Origin of the sequence: Holdemania massiliensis AP2, from assembly GCF_000327285.1 — a bacterium.
Taxonomy (GTDB): domain Bacteria; phylum Bacillota_I; class Bacilli_A; order Erysipelotrichales; family Erysipelotrichaceae; genus Holdemania; species Holdemania massiliensis.
Genome location: NZ_HE998567.1, coordinates 485509 through 503756, shown reverse-complemented (window position 1 = coordinate 503756; position 18248 = coordinate 485509). Strand labels below are relative to the sequence as shown.

The 18248-nt window shown below is 48.4% G+C and carries 17 protein-coding genes, 1 pseudogene and 1 riboswitch; of the genes and pseudogenes, 1 reads left to right on the top strand and 17 read right to left on the bottom strand.

Annotated elements, in window-relative coordinates:
- The 8 genes and pseudogenes from BN162_RS02390 to BN162_RS02355 all read right to left on the bottom strand — a co-directional run.
- Window positions 1-470 (bottom strand): annotated as a pseudogene (locus tag BN162_RS02390) (collagen-like protein); the annotation flags it as partial.
- A 219-nt stretch (window positions 471-689) separates the two neighbouring features.
- Window positions 690-1427 (bottom strand): DeoR/GlpR family DNA-binding transcription regulator, encoded by a 738-nt coding sequence (locus tag BN162_RS02385; protein WP_020223463.1) that lies wholly within the window; start codon window positions 1425-1427, stop codon window positions 690-692.
- 32 nt (window positions 1428-1459) lie between these two features.
- Window positions 1460-2686, bottom strand: a complete 1227-nt coding sequence (locus tag BN162_RS02380) for a hypothetical protein (protein ID WP_020223462.1) — start codon at window positions 2684-2686, stop codon at window positions 1460-1462.
- A gap of 9 nt (window positions 2687-2695) precedes the next feature.
- Window positions 2696-3112, bottom strand: coding sequence for a PTS sugar transporter subunit IIA (locus BN162_RS02375; protein ID WP_020223461.1), 417 nt, complete (start codon window positions 3110-3112; stop codon window positions 2696-2698).
- 42 nt (window positions 3113-3154) lie between these two features.
- Window positions 3155-3952: a PTS system mannose/fructose/sorbose family transporter subunit IID gene (locus BN162_RS02370; RefSeq protein WP_020223460.1), complete on the bottom strand. Its 798-nt coding sequence runs from the start codon at window positions 3950-3952 to the stop codon at window positions 3155-3157.
- Window positions 3945-4724 (bottom strand): PTS mannose/fructose/sorbose/N-acetylgalactosamine transporter subunit IIC, encoded by a 780-nt coding sequence (locus BN162_RS02365; RefSeq protein ID WP_020223459.1) that lies wholly within the window; start codon window positions 4722-4724, stop codon window positions 3945-3947. Before BN162_RS02365 ends, BN162_RS02370 begins: the two co-directional genes overlap by 8 nt.
- 17 nt (window positions 4725-4741) lie before the next feature.
- Window positions 4742-5218, bottom strand: coding sequence for a PTS sugar transporter subunit IIB (locus tag BN162_RS02360; RefSeq protein WP_020223458.1), 477 nt, complete (start codon window positions 5216-5218; stop codon window positions 4742-4744).
- A gap of 16 nt (window positions 5219-5234) precedes the next feature.
- Entirely contained in the window at window positions 5235-6149 is a 915-nt protein-coding gene (locus BN162_RS02355) for a 1-phosphofructokinase family hexose kinase (protein WP_020223457.1), read from the bottom strand.
- A gap of 446 nt (window positions 6150-6595) precedes the next feature.
- Between BN162_RS02355 and BN162_RS02350 the strand changes: the two genes are divergently transcribed.
- Window positions 6596-8011: a carbon starvation CstA family protein gene (locus BN162_RS02350; RefSeq protein WP_020223456.1), complete on the top strand. Its 1416-nt coding sequence runs from the start codon at window positions 6596-6598 to the stop codon at window positions 8009-8011.
- A 219-nt stretch (window positions 8012-8230) separates the two neighbouring features.
- Here the strand turns inward: BN162_RS02350 and purB are convergent, their stop codons facing one another.
- The 9 genes from purB to BN162_RS02305 all read right to left on the bottom strand — a co-directional run bounded on the left by purB (window position 8231) and on the right by BN162_RS02305 (window position 18203).
- The gene (gene purB / locus BN162_RS02345) at window positions 8231-9526 is read right to left on the bottom strand and encodes an adenylosuccinate lyase (RefSeq protein ID WP_020223455.1); all 1296 of its coding nucleotides are present in this window, start codon (window positions 9524-9526) and stop codon (window positions 8231-8233) included.
- Window positions 9527-9542: 16 nt separating this feature from the next.
- Window positions 9543-10946: an amidophosphoribosyltransferase gene (purF, locus tag BN162_RS02340; RefSeq protein WP_020223454.1), complete on the bottom strand. Its 1404-nt coding sequence runs from the start codon at window positions 10944-10946 to the stop codon at window positions 9543-9545.
- Entirely contained in the window at window positions 10943-11665 is a 723-nt protein-coding gene (gene purC / locus BN162_RS02335) for a phosphoribosylaminoimidazolesuccinocarboxamide synthase (protein WP_020223453.1), read from the bottom strand. Before purC ends, purF begins: the two co-directional genes overlap by 4 nt.
- A 177-nt stretch (window positions 11666-11842) precedes the next feature.
- Window positions 11843-11941: riboswitch (purine riboswitch) on the bottom strand.
- A gap of 389 nt (window positions 11942-12330) precedes the next feature.
- Window positions 12331-13545 (bottom strand): ATP-binding protein, encoded by a 1215-nt coding sequence (locus tag BN162_RS02330; RefSeq protein ID WP_020223452.1) that lies wholly within the window; start codon window positions 13543-13545, stop codon window positions 12331-12333.
- A 302-nt stretch (window positions 13546-13847) separates the two neighbouring features.
- Window positions 13848-15587, bottom strand: a complete 1740-nt coding sequence (locus BN162_RS02325; RefSeq protein WP_020223451.1) for an ABC-F family ATP-binding cassette domain-containing protein — start codon at window positions 15585-15587, stop codon at window positions 13848-13850.
- Window positions 15588-15605: 18 nt separating this feature from the next.
- Window positions 15606-15953 (bottom strand): DUF4358 domain-containing protein, encoded by a 348-nt coding sequence (locus tag BN162_RS02320; protein ID WP_020223450.1) that lies wholly within the window; start codon window positions 15951-15953, stop codon window positions 15606-15608.
- Complete coding sequence (locus BN162_RS02315) at window positions 15922-16800, bottom strand: GDSL-type esterase/lipase family protein (RefSeq protein ID WP_020223449.1); 879 nt, start codon at window positions 16798-16800, stop codon at window positions 15922-15924. Before BN162_RS02315 ends, BN162_RS02320 begins: the two co-directional genes overlap by 32 nt.
- 132 nt (window positions 16801-16932) lie before the next feature.
- Complete coding sequence (scpB, locus tag BN162_RS02310; RefSeq protein WP_020223448.1) at window positions 16933-17475, bottom strand: SMC-Scp complex subunit ScpB; 543 nt, start codon at window positions 17473-17475, stop codon at window positions 16933-16935.
- 2 nt (window positions 17476-17477) lie between these two features.
- Complete coding sequence (locus tag BN162_RS02305) at window positions 17478-18203, bottom strand: segregation and condensation protein A (RefSeq protein WP_020223447.1); 726 nt, start codon at window positions 18201-18203, stop codon at window positions 17478-17480.
- Window positions 18204-18248 lie beyond the last annotated feature (45 nt).

Genomic DNA, 18248 nt, shown 5'->3' with positions numbered 1-18248 from the left:
CCGGTCGGACCGGTCGGGCCCGTTAAGCCGATGTCGCCCGGTATTCCCTGCGGTCCCTGCGGACCGATAGGCCCCTGAGCTCCAGTCGGGCCACGTGAGCCCGTCGGACCGGATACTCCCTGCGGACCAGGATATCCGCGTGGGCCAATAGGACCACGCGCACCCGTTGCACCTTGCGGCCCAGTTGGACCGATCTCGCCTTGAGGCCCCTCATAACCACGGCAGCCTCGAGGACCGGTTGGACCTTGTTCTCCGCGGCAGCCGCGTGGTCCCTGCGGTCCAGGCTTGCCTGGACATCCCCTTGGCCCGGTCGGTCCCTGTTCCCCCTGACATCCACGCGGGCCTTGAGGACCCGTAGGACCGGTTGCACCAGTACAGCAAGGCTTCGGTCGCGGCGGACAACAAGAACAGGAATCTTCTTCTTCCTGCCAGTCAATTGGTTGGCAGGCATGTCGTCTTTCATCGTTCATCATATTCACCTGCTTTCTGAATGAGATTTTCATTCAGTCCATACTATGATGATTTTCTTCCAGCACTTTGACGACGGCCTATCTAACAGTCAAATCCTTTTCTGCCTGAGGATTCAGAGTTCTGTATTTCGTATCATTGTTACAAAACCGATCTCTGTGCTATGTCAAAAAAGCTGCCGCTTCTGCAGCAACAGCTTTTTCATATGAATTCCGCTCAAATCAGGACGCTACAATGCAATCGAGCAGCCGATAATCAAAATCCTCAATTTTTTCATCCACGATGACAGTAACTTCATCCAAATCCGCAAAGTGGACAAAACATAACTTATTGAATTTGCTTTTATCTGCGAGAATATATGTCTTTTTTGCCCGTTGAATCACCATGGATTTGGCTTCTCCTTCATATTCTTCCGGAGTTGTAAATCCCGCTATAGGATGCACACCGTTGGTTCCCAGCAGAGCGATATCAAAGTTCATATTGCTGATCTGACTCACTGTTTCCTTGCCTGTAACCGCGACGGTATTGGGCTTGATAAAACCACTTAAAACAAATGTCTTGATGTTGCGCTGCGACAGCTTGGTCAAATGCGGAATCCCTGTCGTCACAACCGTAATTTCCTTCGCTTTGATGTAATCGATCAGATTGTATGTGGTTGTTCCGGCATCCAGAAAAACAATCTGTCCATCCTGAATCAAGGAAGCCCCATAGCGTGAAATTTTCTCTTTTTCTTTGACATTCAGTAAGGATTTCATATTCATAGATTTCTCTGTGCGCTGAGCGTCGATCATCCGCGCGCCGCCGTGAAATCGGGCGATCAGCCCATTATCCTCCATGTAACAAAGATCCCGGCGAATGGTCGCTTCAGAAACATGAAGAGCTTGAACCAATTCCTCTACCGTTACAATATTCTGTTTTTCACACAGCTCTAAAATTCGGCTCCAGCGTTTATCCTTCATTCTGATTTCCTCGCGTTCTTAAATTTCTGATCTCACTGCAAGGCCTCGATAATCGCAGCGGCATAGGCATCCGGTATGCCCGCCGGATAATCGGTGACGTTGCTTTCCTGAGAAAATCCTTCATAGGCCTCTTTCTCAATCATATAGCCCAAATCACACGGATCAACGTATCCCCAGACAAGGCAAACCTTGGCAGATGAAGCCGCCTTAATCCGCATGCCCAGAATTGAGCCCAGCTCGCCTGGGACCGCAACGATCTGAAGATCGCCAAAGGTATAAATCCAGGCCGGCATCTTCCGCTCAACATGCCGGCTTCCGGCCGCAATCTTTCGCTCAAAGCTTTGAATTCCAGTCACCAGCAGCTTGACGGTATCAAAATCAGTTTCGGTTTCCAGCTGCTTTTCAAAATCAGCCTTCTTCTGCGCAAAGCTCTCAGCATCAATATCATAGACAGCATGATAAACAACTGTGCGGCATTGGATTTCTCTGAGCTGCAGCGTTTCCCAAGGCGTCTGTTTCTTGCGGATCTGATCAACAATCGCGGCGGCTTGACGTTCAACTTCATCAAAGAGATTGCTTTGACGATATTGCTTGTTGCCCATATCACCAGCATTGCCCTGGGCCATCAGCACTGGAACATCGAACTGTTTTTGCAGCAGTCTGCGGATTTCGCCGAACAGATCAGCGCTGAGATCCATGAAATTGGGCCCGAGAACCGTACAGTGATGCGCCAGGGTACAATACAGAGCGCTTAATTGTCCCTGTTCAAAAAAGCCTAAAAGATGTACCATTTTATCCGATTGTTTATTGCGGTCATTGCGGTTGGAATACAATCCGTCGATCATGACCTTGCTGTAACGTGCCTCCACCTCGATGCCGGGATCACGATAAGCCTCGGCAATCGCTGAGGAAACGCGATCCACCAGCAGATCACAATATTCCGGATCCGCAGGACGATCATAGTAACTGCCCACCAAGGGTCCGCTGTGCGTATGAGTGGCCCCCAATATAATCTCTTCCGGTTCTAAAGTCACACCTTTGGCCGCTGTTTTATCAAGAATCTGCCGGGCTAAATCCGCCTGAACGCCGCTGACATCCAAACTTACCCAAATCATTTTTTTATCATTCAGCGTCAAAGCCAGAACTGTCGCTGTAATTGGATCATGAACGTGTTCATAAACTTGACTGCGCTGAACATATCCGCCTTGCCAGCATGGCCGCAGCGGAGTAATATCACATTGACGTACTGCTATTTTCATGATAGCCTCCTATTCATCCTCTTCAGACAAGTTAAACGAAAGGGAGTCCGCACAAACGATAGCCTTTTGAGCAGCTTTGATTTTTGCATCGATCAGCGCTTTTGTCCAGCCTTGCCCAATGGCAGCCAATTCGAGCACCAGCGGCAGATTCATTCCGGTAATGACGGTCACGTTATCCCAATCCCCGAATTGAAGCATGACCTGCTGATGAACGCTGCCGTAGGCAATATCCGTAAAGATCAGCACCTGCTGATCTGCGGTGATTGAGTCAGCAAGCTGAGATAATTGTGCTTCGCTGTCTACGCCTTCGGTATAAAATGGAATCGCTCTGATCGGCATCGCCTGATCGAGGGAAAAGACCTTAAGCGTATCCAGCATCCCCTCGCACAGCCGCCCATGACTGCATAAAATAATTTGTTTGTTCACAAGCCTGACCCCTTTCGTTTTCCTGTAAATTCATCGGCTGGATCAGCCTAAAATACCCAAAGCAGATCCTGCGATGCTGACAATCAGAACCGCAAAGACCAGTGTCGTCATGCTGACTTTTTTCTTGCCCAACAGTTTATAGCAGATAAAGGTCAGCAGCACGGGAATCATACACGGCATAATCTTATCAAACTGTTCCTGAATGGAAAGCGAAGTGCCGGTCGCAAAATTGATGACCATCGGAACCTTGACAGAAATAACCGAAGGAATCAAAGCGCCGACAACGGTTAAGCCCAGAATGGAACAAGCGTCAGTCAGAACCTGCAGCGTTGATTTCAGTTCCGTGATCAAACGAGTGCCTAAGGTATAGCCCCATTCGAAGAATTTCAGGCGGAACAGCGTCAGGGCTACCGCAAACAGCGTCCATAAAATGATTCCGGTCGCATTGCCTTCCAAAGCCATCGGCGAAGCAATGGAAGCCCAAATCGTCGGAATTACAACCCAGAACAAGGTATCGCCGATTCCGGCCAGCGGTCCCATAACACCGGTTTTGAAATCCTGAATCGTTTCCGCACCGGCCCGCCCGAGCTGCTCCTCCATGCCTAAGGCCGCGCCGAGTACGATCTGACACATATAAGGCTGCGTATTAAAATACTTGAAGTGGTTATTGATCGCCGCCACGTAATCGTCATCATCCGGATACAATTTGCGCAGAGCCGGCGCCAAAGCATAGACGACGGCCTGTCCGAATTGGACTTCATAACAGAATGAGGACATCGGCATGACCATCCAGCGGAAACCAGCCTTGTTGACATCTTTTTTGGTTAAAATTTTATTCATCTTCCAATCCTCCTGCCGCGGCGACTGCCGGCGCATTCTGAGTTCGATCATAATAATACTTAAACGCCAAGCCGAAACCAATGATCGCGACGCCTAAGGTTCCGACACCCATATAGGCATACATCACAAAGCCGATGCACAGATACAGGAAATTCTTTTTTACTGGCATGTAGTTGAGCAGCATCGCCATACCGGTAACCGGCAAGATCTTTCCGGCGACGGTCATTCCGTTAAAGAGCCAGGCCGGCATGGCCCCGACGATCGCTTCAGTAACGGTTTGACCTGCTAACAGCACGATCAAAACCGGCAGCAGGAACTTTAATGACATCAGTACCAGATGCAGATACAGAACGTTTAAGCTCTGACTGAATTTCTTCTCGTTGACCAGTTTCTGCGACCAGCGCATGACATAACCGTTGAGAATTTTATGCAGGATATCCAGGTTGACATACAGCATGCCTACCGGCAATCCGATTGCCAGGCCGATTTCATAGCCCTGACCGGATTGAATCGCCACAATTGTTGTGATGATCGTTGTGATCAGATAATTGGGAACACTCGCCCCGCCTAAGCCGACGACGCCCATCGACATCAGCTGTAGCGTTGCGCCGATAAACATGCCTTGGGTCATATCGCCGAGAATGGCGCCGATCAGCGTCCCGGCAACAACCGGTTTGGAAATCAGCTGGGTCTGCGGACCGCCGCTGTCCAGAGCGATGATTTCGGTAATGATAAGAATGAGGATTAACTGCAGAATTGTTAAACCAAACATAGTATTCTTCCTCCTGATTAATGAATAATCTTAGACAAATCCACCGGCGTGACCGACGGTGCATGCTGAACGATGATGCGCGTGCCCAGCTGCTGAATATGGCGGCAGACATCCGCTTCTTCTTCGCTGATATAGGCACGGTTGCTGAGCTTGATGCCTTCGTTAAGACGGTCCGTCGCGCCGATGATCAGCTCCGGAATCGGGACACCGATTTCCAAAAGCGCCGCGAAAACCTGAGGCGTCTTCGCCAGAATGAAGATCCGCTGACCTTCATATTTGCTGTTTTTGAAATTTTCCAGAGCTTTCGCCAGCGGAATGATGCTGGCAGCATATCCGTCGGGTTTGGCAAACATCATCATTTCTTTTTTCTTCGGATTGTTGGCGACTTCATCGTCGATGACCATGATGCGCTGGCAGTCAGCCTGCGGCAGATACTGGGCGATCACGATGCCGTGCAGAAGCCGGTTGTCGATGCGGGCCATTGTAATTTTCATAAAGGTTCTCCTTCGCTTAATTCTGGTATACTTTCACGCTGTCCTTCAACTGTTCGATCCGGGCATAATCCGCCAGTCCTACTGAAACGGCCGTTGCCTCCCCCGCTGCTCCTGCCCATAAAAGAGCTTCCTCAATCGTACAGCCCTGATCTAAACGTCCGACAAAGGCTGCCAGCATGCTGTCACCGCAGCCTACGGTATTCACGGCATCCAACGGCGGGTGAGCGATCGTCCAACGCGCTTGAGCTGTATGATACTGTGCCCCGTCAGCTCCGTTGGAAAGCAGGATTCCGCCAACTTTCATCGCCAAAAGCCGATCGATCAGCGATTGAGAGGATATCGGAGAAGTGGGCGGCAGATCAAACATAGCATACAGTTCTTCAACATTGGGTTTGATCAAATGCGGCCGGCAGCGGGCTAAGGTTTCAACTTTGATGCCCGGAATATCCAGACCCAAATAAGCCTGCTGCTGATGAACCAGCGACGCGGCTGCCTCTAAGAATTCTGTATCCACAGCCTGAGCCAGACTGCCGCAGATCAACAGCCAATCTCCCGGCTTTAACTGCCTCAGTTTGGCTAATAACGCACGCTGATGGTCTTTGTTTACGATCGGACCAGGTGTGTTGATATCCGTTTCCTGATGATTGCGCAGCTTGACATTAATTCGGTTCATCGTCTCAATTTCTACAGCGTCCAAGCGAATCCAGGGATATTGACGCATCTGTTCGCTAATAAAGTTCCCTGAAAAGCCGCCTAAAAAGGTCGTCGCCACTGAAGCAATACTCATTTGATTAAGAATCATGGAAACGTTGAGCCCCTTGCCTCCGGCTAAGCAATAAGCTGAATCCGCTCGCTGAACGCCGCTGACCAGGCTGTTGGAAAGTTCCAGATAGTAGTCGATCGAAGGATTGGATGTGTGTGTAACAATCATGAATTCACATTCCTCCAATCAGTGTAAGCGCTTAACTGATTTCATTATAAAAAGATCGTTCATTATAATCAACACTTTTTGATCATTTTATTAAAACAATCAAGCATATGATCAGATACAATCAAAACTATGATTATTTCCCCGTTTTTTTACCTCAGAGTTCCGTTTTTTGCCCTTCCTGCTTCCTGATGATTGCTTGTCTTTGTTTGTTTTCTCAGATTGCCTTCGCATGAAACTCGATTTTCTTCGGCTGGGCAAAAGCTTATTCTTGATTTATAATGAAAGCGTCGTGTTAGATTGAATCCGAGAATATAACGCCGTCTTATAACAATCGGCTGAAAGTCGGTCTTAGGACTTTGCTTTCTTCCAGAACCTTCTGCTATTTCTGATCCTGCGGCGTCCCTGACAAAGTCTGACCTAATATTATGATAAGGAGCTTAATTCTTTTGATTACATTTCTTGTTTCATTATTTCTTCTGATCAGCGGCTATTTTGTGTATGGCCGATTCGTTGAACGGATCTTCCAGCCGGATACGCGTCCGACCCCTGCCATTCAATCGGCAGATGGTGTGGATTACGTCGCTATGCCAACCTGGAAGGTATTTCTTATCCAGCTGCTCAACATCGCCGGTACCGGCCCCATCTTCGGGGCTTTGATGGGTGCTGTTTTCGGTCCTGTCGTTTTCCTGTGGATCGTATTTGGCTGTATCTTAGGCGGAGCTGTGCATGATTATTTCACCGGCATGATCTCAGTCCGGTACAATGGCGCAAGTATTTCCGAGATCGTCGGTCAAGTCCTGGGCCGCGGCATGAAACAGGTTATGCGCATTTTTTCGGTTTTGCTTTTGGTTTTAGTGGGAACAGTATTTGTGACCAGTCCGGCAACTTTGCTTGCGCTGCTTACACCGGATAAGCTGAGTGTTGCTTTTTGGGTAGCTCTGATCCTGTGCTACTATCTGCTTGCCACCCTGCTGCCGATTGATAAGCTGATTGGAAAATTATATCCGATTTTCGGAATTGTTTTGCTGGTTATGGTCATGGGCATTGCGGGCGGACTGATCATCCAAGGATACCCGCTTCCGGAGTTGACGCTGCAAAATCTTCATCCAGCTGGAAAGCCGGTTTGGCCGTATCTGTTTGTCACTGTGGCCTGCGGCGCTGTTTCAGGTTTTCATGCGACGCAGTCGCCTATGATGGCGCGCTGTATGCGCAGTGAACAGGATGGCCGCAAAGTATTCTACGGCGCGATGATTGCCGAAGGTGTGATCGCATTGATCTGGGCCGCAGCCGGTGTTGCTTTTTATGGAACGACCGACGTCCTGCAGAGCGCACTCAGCACATTAGGGCAATCCGGAGTTGTTTATGAAATTTCTACATCCTTGTTGGGAACTCTTGGCGGAGCTTTAGCGATTGTCGGCGTGGTTGCCTGTCCCATCACCTCTGGCGATACGGCTTTCCGCAGTGCGCGGCTGACGTTAGCCGATTGGTTTAACCTTGATCAAAGCACGATTCGCAAACGAGTGCTGCTGACAATCCCGCTGCTTGCGGTTGGAGCCGTCCTGACACAGCTGAATTTTGATGTCATCTGGCGCTATTTTTCCTGGGCGAATCAAACGTTGGCAATGATTGCTTTATGGGCAGCGACGGTCTATCTCTATCGGGAACGAAAAGATTTTGCGTGCCTGGTCACGGCTGTTCCCGCTTTGTTTATGACAGCGGTCAGCAGCACCTATATCTTGGTTGCCAGCGAAGGCTTTCATCTTCCTCTGGCATGGGGTTATCCGCTGGGACTGATCTTTACGCTGCTGTGCTTCATTTTGTTTTTCCGCTATGTCCGCACTCAGACAGGCGACTCAAATTAATAATCACATTCCCAGTCTGATGCTGAAAATCAGGAAACAACGGAGGCTATTCCTCCGTTTTCTTATGGTCTGCTTGACCTTCCTATTTTGGGATGATCAGAGCTCAAATTCTACAAAGTTGGATAAGAGGTTCTTGATCTTTGCCAGAGATTTTCTGACTAAACAAAAAAATGAGTTATTTTCTAACTCATCTTCTTGAAATTTAGTTTATTTTTAAAATTAAAGCAAGCCGACACGCTGATAAATATCATCAACATGTTTCAGGTGATAAGCAGGATTGAAACAATCGTCAATTTCAGCTTCACTCAGCAAGGCCGTGACCTTCGGCTGGGCTTCCATCAAGGAACGGAAACTGATTTTTTCATTCCATGACTTATTGGCATTCGGCTGCACCAGATCATAGGCCTCCTCACGCGACATGCCTTTTTCAATCAATGTCAGCATGAAACGCTGGGAAAAGATAACACCATAGGTTTTATCAATATTGGCACGCATGTTGTCTTCAAAGACGGTCAGCGTGTCGATAATCCGCGTGAAGCGGTTCAGCATGTAATCCAGCAGTTCAGTCGCATCCGGTGCGATAATCCGTTCAGCACTGGAATGGGAAATATCCCGTTCATGCCACAGTGCAACGTCCTCATAACTGCTGAGCATATAGCCGCGCAGGATTCGGGCACAGCCGCACATGTTTTCCGATCCAATCGGATTGTGCTTATGCGGCATCGCGCTGGAACCCTTCTGTCCCTTATTGAAGTATTCTTCGACTTCCCGGACTTCTGTGCGCTGTAAGTGACGGATTTCGGTCGCCATCTTCTCAATCGAAGTCGCGATCAGAGCCAGTGTGGCAAAATACTGCGCATGCCGGTCGCGCTGCAGAACCTGGGTTGAGATTTTAGCTGAGTGAATTCCCAGCTTTTCACATACATAATCCTGAACAAACGGCGGCGTATTGGCAAACGTACCGACAGCTCCGGAAATCTTACCCGTTTCGACCATCGCCGCGGCTTCCTCAAAACGCTGCAGATTCCGGTTCATTTCTTCAAACCAAAGCGCAAATTTCAGACCAAATGTTGTGATTTCCGCATGGACGCCATGCGTCCGTCCCATCATTACCGTATCTTTATATTTCAGGGCCTTTTCTTTCAGCACATCCTGAAAACGATGCAGATCCCGACGCAGAATGGCATTGGCCTGTTTATACAGATAACCATACGCCGTATCCACGACATCGGTCGAGGTCAGGCCGTAATGTACCCACTTCCGCTCTTCCCCTAGCGATTCAGAAACCGCGCGGGTAAAGGCGACGACATCATGTCTGGTTTCACTTTCAATTTCATAAATCCGATCAATATTGAATGAAGCATTCTGCCACAGCTTCGCCACATCCTCAGCCGGAATTTCACCCAGCTGGCTCCAGGCTTCACACGCCAGCAGTTCTACTTTCAGCCAGGCGTTGAACTTGCTTTCCTCACTCCAGATCTCGCGCATTTCAGGACGGGAATAACGGTCTAACATAGCTTTCCTCCTTGATTTATTTCTTTTTGATTACTTTTTGAAAACTGAACAGGGCTGTCGGATACTGACCGCTGAAACACGACACGCACAGATCGCGGGTTGGAATCGCTTCGCGCATCTGTTCAATCGTCATAAATTTCAGCGTATCGGCATTGATGTAAGTACACAGCTCGTCAACTCCCATCCGGGCGCTGATCAGTTCTTCATATGTCGAAGTGTCAACGCCGTAGAAACATGGACTGCTGAACGGCGCCGAGGCGATCCGCACATGCACCTCGGTGGCGCCGGCGTCCTTTAACAGCTGAACAATCCGCCGTGAGGTCGTGCCGCGCACAATGGAGTCGTCAACCATCACGACGCGCTTGCCGGAAACAATACTGCTGATCGCACTCAGTTTCATCCGCACGCCGCGTTCGCGCTGCTGCTGCGTCGGCTGGATAAAGGTCCGGCCGACATACCGGTTTTTGATCAATCCAATTTCATACGGCAGCCCGCTGGCTTCACTGTAGCCGATCGCCGCTGACAAGCTGGAATCCGGAACACCGATAACGATATCCGCTTCAACATCATCGCTTTGAGCTAACAGCATCCCAGCATGCCGGCGGCTTGTATGCACGTTGATGCCTTCAATGCTGCTGTCCGGACGGGCAAAGTAGATATATTCCATGGCGCACATTTTATGCTGCACCTCTTGGGTATAATGAAAGCTCTTAACACCATCGCTGGCAATCCGCACGACTTCACCCGGCTCAATATCGCGGATAAACTTCGCGCCGACAATATCAAACGCACAGGTTTCCGAACTGATGCAGTAACCATCTTCCAAAAAAGCTAAAGACAGCGGCCGCAGCCCATTCTTGTCGCGTACGGCATACATGCAGTCCTTCGTCATGATGATAAACGCAAAGGCGCCTTCCATCTTGCGGCAGGCTCCCATGATCTTCTCAACGAAGGTGCCGGCTTCCCGCTGAATCAAGTGCAGCATGATCTCACTGTCGCTGCTGCCCTGGAAAATGCTGCCCTGATTTTCCAGATCTTCTTTTAGTTCGCTGGCATTGACGATCTGGCCGTTATGCACCGCGCCGAAATGACCGGTATGTGCCCGCACCATAATCGGCTGAACGTTTTCAATTTCATTGCCGCCGTCCGTCGAATAGCGGACATGCCCAATCGCATGAATACCGTCCATCTTATTGATCGTTTCATTGTTGAACACTTCCGTGATCAGACCCTTGCCCTTGATGCATGTGATCTGCTTGCCGTCGCTGGTTGCGATCCCGGCGGCTTCCTGACCGCGGTGCTGCAGCGCATGCAGACCAAAGTAAGACAGGGAAGCGGCAGAACTGACATGATATACGCCAAATACGCCGCATTCTTCATGAATCTTTCCAGTTAAAAAATATTCGTTTTCCATTTTCATTTTGCATTCACCCACTGGCTCAGACGGCCATAAATTTCTTCATATGCTCCGATTACATCGCCCAGCTCTCTTCTGAAGCGATCTTTGTCTAATTTCTTATCCGTTCCCTTTTCCCAGAAGCGGCAGGTATCCGGTGAGATTTCATCGGCAAGCAGAATTTGTCCCTCGCTGTCCTTGCCGAATTCCAGTTTGAAGTCGATCAGGCGAATGTTAATCTGATCGAAGATTTCCTTGAGCGCTTCATTGACCTGGGAGGTGATCGCATAGATCTGATCGAGTTCATCACGGGTTGCAAAACCCAAACCGACGGCATGCGTATCGTTGATCATCGGATCACCCAGCTCATCATTTTTATAACAGATTTCAAAGACTGGCTCTTTCAGCACAGTCCCTTCTTCGATACCAAATTTCTTGGCCATGCTGCCGGCAACGACGTTGCGGACGATGACCTCCAGCGGAACGATGCTGACTTTTCTGCACAGCTGATCCCGGTCATTCAAAGTTTCTACCCAATGTGTTCGGATTCCGCGCTGATTCAGCTGCTGAAACAAAATCGTTGTGATCTTGTTGTTGAGTACCCCTTTGTTGCTGATACTGGCTTTTTTCAATCCGTTAAACGCTGTCGCATCATCTTTGTAGTGAATAATGACCAGGTTGGGATCTTCTGAGGCATAAACCTGCTTGGCTTTGCCCTCGTACATCATTTCCTGCTTTTCCATGCAATATCCTTCCTTTTCTCTCAATTGACCTCTGTAAAATAAAAAACATATTGTATCCACAATATGCACTGAAAAACTCCTAGAATGAAGTCTGCGCCTGATTCGGTCCTTTCTTCATAAAGAGTTCCTCCTTTAGGTACAACCTCGGCATTCAACCTTGACTGCTCATTTATAAAAATGGGGGAAAAGGTTACTTGTAGTCCACACATAGGCCAGTGGGTAGATACGTGTCAGCCGAAATTTGACACCTATACAAGTAATGCAAATCTGACTGCTATCAGATTTACAGGTATATAATACACTTCTTCCCCCTGCTTGACAATGATTTTTTTAGCTTTTTCATCCCTTTTTTGCCTGCGTTTCTATTCGCTTTTCAAAACCGACGACCGACATGCTGCAAAATGCGCGTCATGTCTGGATTTCATACGTCAGTCATGCCTGCTCACTCGCCAATTTTAAATCGCAGATCCGGGAATCAAGGCCTGACTGCAGTCGAAGCAAAGAAAAACGTTGACGGGAAACAAAGAAGAAAAGACTAGAATCAAAGCTATACACTGATCCAACAAATGATATTGCAGCCATATTTAACAAGGACTCCATAACATAGTTAGGACTGACCAGAGAAGCGTTGCAAAAACAAACCTGAGGCATTTTTCACCTCTTTTTTAGTTCCATTCTTCTGCCAGCAGGAAGTCACGAATATTGCAGTGCTTGATTCCATCCCGACTCATATCCAACTCATCCATGGTGACAACATACTTTGGAAAGTTATCTCGGATACTGGAAAAAACACCAAATTCCCGCTGAATTGTTTCTTGTGAGGCAAGCAGATAAGAAACCTGAACATATAACTTTCTTCCCCGAACTTCACAAACAAAGTCAATCTCCTTTTCAGATACTTTTCCAACTGTGACAGAATAGCCGCGGCGTATCAGCTCCATATAAACAATGTTTTCAAGAACAAGGTTAATATCCTTCATATTGCCACCAAAAACAGCTTCCCGAATGCCATGATCAGCGACATAGTATTTCTCATTGACAGTCAATATCTTTTTACCTTGGAGGTCCTGACGCTTCACCGGGTAGAACAGGAACGCATCGACACAACCCTTGATGTAGTTGAGCACGGTTTCAGGTGAAACAGAACGACCTTCGCTTTTCAGGTACTTGGATATTGCCGTAGAAGAAAAGGTAGTTCCAATGTTGGTAGTAATATAAGCAATGATTCGCTCCAGCATATCCACATCACGAATATTGTTTCGCTTAACAATATCTTTCAACTCTACCGAATTGAACAGATCACGCAAGTACTGACTGCTAGCCACCTCGTCATAGCGGAGGTTGCTCAGATAGGGCATTCCTCCCAATGTCAGGTATTGATTAAAGCATTGCCGGTCTGCTGTTCCAGGATAAACAGTGCGGTACAGTTCCATGAACTCGCCGAAGGAAAATGGATATATCACAAATTCTACATAACGCCCAGCAAGATAAGTGGCAAGCTCACCAGAAAGTAATTTTGCATTAGAACCTGTAATGTATAGATCACAATCCAACTCTACGCGGAAAGAGTTGATACATTTCTCCCAATCAGCGACCTCTTGTATTTCATCAAAAAACAGATACACCTTGCCTCCGATTTCCTTTGCGAGCTGAAGAATCTCATCATGTAAAGCAGTTGCTGTACATAGATGTGCATTACTCATATTCTCAAAATTCAGAGAAACAAATTGTCTGGGATCAATGCCGCGATCAATAAGTTCTTCTTGAATAAGATTCAACATGACAGACTTTCCACTACGCCGAATCCCTGTTAGAACCTTAATCAGCTCATTTCCAATGAAAGGACGGATACGGCTCATATAACTTTCTCGTTTAATCATAAAAACCAACCTCCCTTCTAAATCCAACTATACGATATCATAGGCATAACTGATTTTCAAGCTCGAAAATTCATTTTTATCAGCTATACTTGATAAAAATGAATATTTTAAACTTCCGTAAATTATATTCGATACGCTTTAGAATTTGTCAATATCAAATAGATGTAGTGAAAGAAAATTGCAATAATCCTGAACAAAGTGTAAACGAGGATAATCGATGCTCCATCGTTATCGAATTCATCGTAAATCCAAATGGAAATATAGCTTTAGTTTCAGGAACACGAATACAGAAATTTTCTCACTCAGCTTTGTTTTTCGCTGAGCTCCATCCAGCGCTCTGTCTTGTCTTCCAGCTCATTTACAAGGGCGTCGCGCTGTTGGCCTAACTGTTTCAGCAGAGCGTAATCCGTAGTCTGGCTGAGCTTGTCATCCAATATCTGAAGCTGGTCTTCCAGCTGTGGCAGTTGGACTTCAATGGCTTCCAGCTCTTTCTTTTCCATGTAAGTTAAACGGTTGACCTTCGGCTTGTTCCGCACCGTTGTCTCCCGCGGCTTCGTCGGTTCTGCGGCTGCCTGCTGCTCTAAATAATCGGTATAGCTGAGGTTGCTGAAGCTCAGACGACCTTCGCCTTCATAGATTAACAACCGATCGCAGGTGCGGTCCAGAAAATAGCGGTCATGACTGACCGAAAGTACCGCTCCGGCAAAATCGTCGAGATATTCTTCCAGCAGCATCAACGTCGGAATATCCAGATCATTGGTCGGCTCATCCAAAAGCAGAACATTCGGGGCCTTCATCAAAATTCCCAGCAGACCTAACCGGCGCTTTTGGCCGCCGGAACATTTGCCGATCGGCTGCCATTGCTGCTTGGAACTGAATAAAAACCGCTGCAGCATCTGGGCGGCTGTCACTTCCCCATCCGGTGTTTCAATCACCTCGCCGATAGAACGAACATAGTCGATGATCCGCTGATCCGGATCCATTTCTTCCAACTCCTGTGAAAAATAGCCGATCCGCACGGTTTCGCCAATCACGATTTCTCCGGCATCCGGCTGCAGCTGCCCGACTAACAGCTTCATCAGCGTGCTTTTGCCGCAGCCGTTAGGCCCGATAATGCCCAGCCGTTCATGCCGGCGCACGATGTAGCTGAAATCATGAATCAGCGGCTGACCGTGGATCGCTTTGCTTAAATTACGAATTTCAATCGTTGTGTTGCCTAGGCGGGAGCTGAGCGATCCCAGCTTTAGCGAATCCGCATCCTGAATCCGCTCGATCGCGCTGAGCTTCTCAAAGCGTTCGATACGTTCGCGGCTTTTCGTTGACCGGGCCATCGCCCCACGCTGGATCCATTGCGCTTCTTTGCGCAGATACGCCAGCCGTTTGCGCTCGCTGGCGCGGGCCATTTCCTCACGCTGTGCCTTTAACTGCAGAAACCCCGAATAATGCGTATGATAGGCGTAAACCTGTCCCTGTTCGACCTCTAAAATCGCATTGGTAACACGGTCGAGGAAGTAGCGGTCATGCGTCACCATGAGCATCGCTTTATTCGATTTCATCAGCCGTTTTTCCAACCATAGAATCATCTGTTGATCCAAATGATTGGTCGGTTCGTCTAAAATTAACAGATCGCAGGGACGGATCAGAGCGCAGGCCAACGCTACGCGGCGGCGCTGTCCGCCGGAACACGTTCCAACCGTCTGCGTAAAGTCGGACATCTTTAACTGCGTCAAAATGGACTTGGCTTCATATTCCTGCACCTCATCCTTTTTCTCAGCGCTTTCCAACACCGTTTCCAGGATTGTTTTATGCGGATCCAGCTGCGGCTGCTGCACAAGACAGGAAATTCTTTTCCCCGGCACGAGCGTCACCGATCCCTCATCCGCAGTTTCCAAACCGGCAATCAGCCGCAGCAGCGTTGATTTTCCAGCTCCGTTAACGCCGACGATTCCCCATTTTTCCTTTTCATTGATCACCAAGCTGACATGATCCAAAACCGGATCCGCGCCATAATTTTTCACTAAATTCTCTGCCGAACAGATCAATCGCTCCGCCTCCCCTCTTTATTCCAAACCAGCGCTGCATACCGCATCCGCCGCTTCACCGACAACCACCGCAAAGATCGCGCCTTTATTCATAATACAGGCCTGCTTCAGCTTTGCTGCTTCTTCCGGAAAATAATTGGCATTCTGCTGCTGCATCGCTTCCAAACTCGATTCAATTACCTTTCGGGCCTGATCAGGATGAGCGACTTCAAACACAGCAATCTGGTCCGCGCGGGTATCCGACGCCATTTTCAGCTGCTGCTCCAGCACCTCACCCTGTTCAAAGAAATAAAATGCGTCAATCTGATCCGCTTCCACATCAACCAGTGTCTGCTCAGGATCCGCTTTCTGACTCAGCTGATTCATAACTTCCGCCACGCTGCGGCTGCGGTTGTCCGCGGCCGGGCTCTGACAGCCCGTCATCATGAGCGCTGCTGCGATCAGGACACTCCATTTTTTCATGATTTTCCCTATCCTCCACATGTGTTTTCATATACTCTTTATAAATCGCAAAGCCTGCCGTATTCAAATGCACGCCGTCATCCGTCAGCTCCGCCCGCAGCTCGTTGTTTTCGTCGATCAACAGCGGGGACGGGTCGAGCAGATAGATCTGTTTTTCCTCAGCCAGCTCCTCAAAGATAACGTTGTATTCGTCAATCTTCTGCGGCGTCACGTCTTTCTCAGCGGCATATCCCTTGGCGCTGCAGGGATAAATCTTCTGTAACAACAGCACCGCCTCCGGCTGCAGCTGGCGCAGATGATCGATCAGATCGCTTAATTTCTGCTTAAACACCGAGCTGTACTCCCATCCTAATTCATTGTACCCCACAATCAGCACCAGCCGCTGAAACGGCTTGGCTTCCAAGGCTTCCCATACGGTCTGTTTTTCTTTCCCGTCACCGATTACTTTTTTGATCTGCCATTGGTTGATCGACAAACCGATCGAAGCCAGAACCTCGGCCTGTGGAAAAACTTCGTAGTCATAAACTCCGACAGCCCGGGAATCCCCCAGAAACGCGGTCTGAGCAAAAAAGGCATCCGCAACCGGCGCCGTTTCCGCCAGAGGCTCACGGAAATTAAAATCTGGAATGGTTCTATAACAAAGACACCCGGAGGGCATCGTGTTTTCCTTAGTAATGACGGCTGAATCCGTTGGCTGCATTGCACAGCCAGCTAAACAGAACGACAGGAGCAAACCTAAACGCTTTTTCATATACTCACCTGCCTCTTCTATTTTACAACCTTTTAAGCGAAGTGCAATTGTCGAATGATGAAAGCGTGATGAATTTGCTCGACTCCTTTCCGGAAATATTTTCCATGTTTTTTCAAGAGTGAAAAAAAGGATCTATTCAAACAGATCCTCGCTTTCACTTTCCGTATAATCCGGCAGCTCCGGCAGCTCGTTCAGACTGACCAGCTTAAAGCTGTCCATGAATTCTTCTGTGACTTCAAACAAGATCGGCCGGCCCGGCGCCTCGGAACGTCCCGCTTCTTTGATCAGACCCCGCGCCTGCAGCTTGCGCAGCATCATATCGCAGCCAACGCCGCGGATTTCTTCAATTTCCACCCGCGTGATCGGCTGCTTATAGGCAATGATCGCCAGCGTTTCCAACGCGGATTGGGACAATGCGGTATTTTTCGCATTGGCAAATAGTTTTTGGGCATAGGGATGAATTGCCGCTTTGGACACAAACTTAAACACGCCGCCGTAATCGACAACCTCAATCCCCCGCTGATCATCCGCATACAGCCGCTGCAGATCTTCCAGAATCAGCTGCGCTTCACTCTCGCTGACATCCAACACCGCCGCACACTGCGTCAGGGTCAGTCCCTCATCGCCGACAATAAACAACAATCCCTCAACGATTGTCAACGCTTGATTTTCCATCGTTAAGACCCCTTTCTAAACCAGATCGTTTCCGCATCATCCACGGTAAAAAACAACTGATGGGTATGCGCCATATCCAAAATCGCCAAGAATGTGACGATCGTTTCATGAATTTCGCGACAATCCTCCAATAACCGTTCAAAGCTGAACGTTTCCGGCAAATCCGCCAGCCGCGCAGTGATCTGCAGGATTCGGTCTTCCACCGAGATTTCCTTGGCGGTATATTTTGTTTCAATCGGGCGCAGCAGCTGCATCCGGCGCAGACATTTAGTCATCGCTTTAGCCAGCTCATACGGGCTGCCCTCAACCGGCTGATTCTCATTGGACTTGATCCATTCCTCCGACTCCATCGAGATCGGCTTGCTCAGCTGCCGCTGTCGATCCAGATAGAGCTGCTTGAGCTGCTCGCTGATTTCCTTAAATTGCTGATACTCTAATAAACGGCGAACCAGGCGGTCCTTCGGATCTTCTTCATAAGCATCGTTGAGTTCCGCTTCCTGTTTCCGCAGCAGCTTTTTGCTTTTGTATTCAATCAGCGTCGCCAGTTCGACCAGATATTCGCTGCATACTTCCAAATGCATTTCTTCCATCTTATTCAGATACAGCAAATACTGTTCCGTCAAAACATGAATATCCAAATCAAACAAATCCAGTTCCTTCTCCTTGATCAGATGCAGCATCAGATCAAGCGGTCCCTCAAACTGATCGACAGCGACTGTAAACGACACAAAAAACCACCTCTTGTTTTTCATTATAACAAAAAGTGGCTTTCA

Coding starts and splice junctions, on each gene's coding strand:
- BN162_RS02330 (WP_020223452.1), bottom strand. CDS start 13,545: ATGATTAAACGAGAAAGTTATATGAGCCGTATCCGTCCTTTCATTGGA.
- BN162_RS02320 (WP_020223450.1), bottom strand. CDS start 15,953: ATGAATCAGCTGAGTCAGAAAGCGGATCCTGAGCAGACACTGGTTGAT.
- scpB (WP_020223448.1), bottom strand. CDS start 17,475: ATGGAAAATCAAGCGTTGACAATCGTTGAGGGATTGTTGTTTATTGTC.
- BN162_RS02370 (WP_020223460.1), bottom strand. CDS start 3,952: ATGAATAAAATTTTAACCAAAAAAGATGTCAACAAGGCTGGTTTCCGC.
- BN162_RS02385 (WP_020223463.1), bottom strand. CDS start 1,427: ATGAAGGATAAACGCTGGAGCCGAATTTTAGAGCTGTGTGAAAAACAG.
- BN162_RS02355 (WP_020223457.1), bottom strand. CDS start 6,149: ATGATTGTTACACACACATCCAATCCTTCGATCGACTACTATCTGGAA.
- BN162_RS02365 (WP_020223459.1), bottom strand. CDS start 4,724: ATGTTTGGTTTAACAATTCTGCAGTTAATCCTCATTCTTATCATTACC.
- purF (WP_020223454.1), bottom strand. CDS start 10,946: ATGAAAATGGAAAACGAATATTTTTTAACTGGAAAGATTCATGAAGAA.
- BN162_RS02360 (WP_020223458.1), bottom strand. CDS start 5,218: ATGAAAATTACAATGGCCCGCATCGACAACCGGCTTCTGCACGGCATC.
- BN162_RS02315 (WP_020223449.1), bottom strand. CDS start 16,800: ATGAAAAAGCGTTTAGGTTTGCTCCTGTCGTTCTGTTTAGCTGGCTGT.
- BN162_RS02380 (WP_020223462.1), bottom strand. CDS start 2,686: ATGAAAATAGCAGTACGTCAATGTGATATTACTCCGCTGCGGCCATGC.
- purC (WP_020223453.1), bottom strand. CDS start 11,665: ATGGAAAAGCAGGAAATGATGTACGAGGGCAAAGCCAAGCAGGTTTAT.
- purB (WP_020223455.1), bottom strand. CDS start 9,526: ATGTTAGACCGTTATTCCCGTCCTGAAATGCGCGAGATCTGGAGTGAG.